Origin of the sequence: Modestobacter marinus (genome assembly GCF_019799945.1) — a bacterium.
GTDB classification, from domain to species: domain Bacteria; phylum Actinomycetota; class Actinomycetes; order Mycobacteriales; family Geodermatophilaceae; genus Modestobacter; species Modestobacter marinus_B.
This window is the reverse complement of the sequence record NZ_JABGCH010000083.1, coordinates 1-2,378: the sequence shown is the minus strand read 5'-3', so window position 1 is coordinate 2,378 and position 2,378 is coordinate 1. Positions and strand designations below refer to the sequence as shown.

Sequence of the window (2,378 nt, the reverse complement as noted above, 5' to 3'; positions counted from 1 at the left end):
TGATGGCGCTCGCCGAATGTCCCCAGGGGTGCTCATCGAAAGTCCCCACCCGGGTGCGGTGTCAGGTTAGTGGTCGGCGGGTGCCGGTGGCGGTTCGGCGGAGGGTGTCGGTGCGGGCGTGGTGGTCGCGGAGTCGGTAGCTGTCGCCGTCGAGGTTGAGCACGACCGAGCGGTGCAGGAGCCGGTCGAGCATGGCGGCGGCGACGGTGGTGTCGCCGAGGACCTCGCCCCAGGAGGCGACTCCGCGGTTGGTGGTCAAGACGATGGAGGTCTTGCCGTAGCGCTGGGAGACGACCTGGAACAGCGCCGAGGCTGCCTCGGCCGGCAATGGCAGGTAGCCGAGCTCGTCGATGACCAGCAAGGTGGGGCCGGCGTAGAAGCGCATGGTGGTGGCCCAGCGTCCTTCGATCGCAGCGCGGTGGCAGCGGGCGGCCAGGTCGGCGGCGGTTGTGAAGTAGGTGCGGTAGCCGGCCTGCGCCGAGGCCCTCGCGAGGCCGACGGCGAGGTGGGTCTTGCCGACTCCCGGCGGTCCGATGAGCAGCACGTTCGTCGCGGTCTCCAGGTAGCGGCAGGTCGCGAGCTCGGCGATCAGCGCCCGGTCGACTCCTGGGGCGGCGTCGTAGTCGAAGTCGGCCAGGGAGGCCGGGGAGGGCAGCGAGGCGAACCGGAGCCGCCCGGCCAGCCGGCGGGCCTCGGTCTCGGTCACCTCCAGCGCCAGCAGCCGCTCGAGGGCGGCGGTGAGGCTGAGGTTCTCGGTGCGGGCGGCGTCGAGGACGGCTGGCAGGTGCTCGGCGGCGGCGTGCAGCTTGAGGGTGGCCAGGTGGCCGCGCAGCTGCTGGTAGAGGCTGGCCTGGGCGGCCGTGTTCGGCTGGCTCGGGGTGGTCATCGGAGGGTGTTCCTTCCTCGGGCGGCGCGGTCGTAGGCGGCCAGATCGATGACGACCTGGTCGCCCCGAGCGGCGCTCGTGGCGCTCTGGCGGAGATGGTCGGCGGCCGCTTGGGCGGCCGGACCGGGTGGGATGCGCTGCTTGCGCCGATGCGGAGCCGCCGTGGAGAACGCGGCCAGCGCGGCGGTCTCCAGCGCAATCACATGGCCGTGGTCGCGGACCAGCACCCCGGCCCCGTCGGTTGCGAGCTGGTGCCGGGCGAGCACGGTCGGCAGCCGGCCGGCCGCCGGCGCGGTGCTGATGTCGATCGCCGGGGCGCCGAGGCGGTGCGCCACGGTCACCGTGGTGCCGGTCAGCTCCGGTGGCACCGAGTAGAAGTTGCCGCGGTAGGCCACCAGAGCCTGCGCGGAGACCTTCCGCTCGGCGGTGAGCACCGCCGGGAACGGCGCCGGCAACGGCGCGAGATGCTCGGCGCAGGCGTGGGTGAGCACGCTGCCCCGCCGCCCGGCGACGGTGCGCAGCCGGGCGTCGCCGCGGCTGGCGCAGAACCGATCGAGGGAGGCCTGCGCCTGCTCCGGTGTCACGTCATCGGGCAGGGTGCGCCACCAGCGCTGGGCGGCGGTGTGGTTGGCCTTCTCCACCACGCCCTTGCGGTTGCCCCGCCGCGGCGGGCAGATCGCCACCGAGATGCCGTAGTGCTTGGCGACCGCGGCGAACGACGCGCTCACCCGCCCAGACGCGGGGTGGCAGACCGTCGCCATCCGGTCGAACCGCCAGTTCCGGGTGAGCCCGCCCAGGGCGGCGGCGACCCGGTGCAGGGCGTCGATCAGGTGCGGCTGGTCCATGCTCGAGCAGAGCACGCCGCGCCAGCGTCCGGAGTGCGCCAGCGCCCCGACCAGCAGGAACGCCTTGCCCTGGTAGCCGGCGGCGGCCCAGGCGATCGGTGGATCGGGTAGCTCGACCCAGTCGAACTGGGTCTCCTCACCCGGCGGATGGTCGATGATCGCCGCCGGTCGACCCCGGGCCGGGGCGCACGATTCGCAGGCCGGGCGCAGTCTCCGGGCCCGCAGCTGGCGGGTGAAGGTGGAGTAGGCCCGGTCGAAGCCCAGCGCGGTGACCTCGTCGAACAGCGTCATGGCCCACAGGTGCGGGTCCTCGCTCAGCCGGGCGCGGCAGTAGTCCACGAACGGCGCGAACCCGTCCGGCCCGGCCGGGGCCCGGACACCGGCCTGGCGGCCATTGAGGTAGGCGCGGATGGTCTTGCGGTCATGGCCCAGGTGCCGGGCGATCGCCGAGATCGTCCAGCCCTGGCGACGTAGCGCGTGCACGTCGATGTCGTCCTCCCGTGTGAGCATGAGAGGCAGGGCTCCTTCGAGGTGGTGCGGTGGTCAGAGACCGCCATCCTCGGAGGAGCCCCCGCCGTCTCCGGCGGAGCTCCACGGGTGGGGAAATTCAGTGAGCAGGTCTGGGGACTTTCATCTGAGCGCCGTCA

At 73.1% G+C, this 2,378-nt stretch carries 2 protein-coding genes; both read right to left on the bottom strand.

All coding sequences use genetic code 11. The annotated features are described in order from the left end of the window. Positions 1 to 61 precede the first annotated feature (61 nt). Positions 62 to 886: an IS21-like element helper ATPase IstB gene (istB, locus tag HK417_RS24145; protein WP_222273199.1), complete on the bottom strand. Its 825-nt coding sequence runs from the start codon at positions 884 to 886 to the stop codon at positions 62 to 64. Next, positions 883 to 2,241, bottom strand: coding sequence for a Mu transposase domain-containing protein (locus HK417_RS24140; protein WP_222273195.1), 1,359 nt, complete (start codon positions 2,239 to 2,241; stop codon positions 883 to 885). Before HK417_RS24140 ends, istB begins: the two co-directional genes overlap by 4 nt. Between the last annotated feature and the right edge of the window lie 137 nt (positions 2,242 to 2,378).

Coding starts and splice junctions, on each gene's coding strand:
- istB (WP_222273199.1), bottom strand. CDS start 886: ATGACCACCCCGAGCCAGCCGAACACGGCCGCCCAGGCCAGCCTCTAC.
- HK417_RS24140 (WP_222273195.1), bottom strand. CDS start 2,241: ATGCTCACACGGGAGGACGACATCGACGTGCACGCGCTACGTCGCCAG.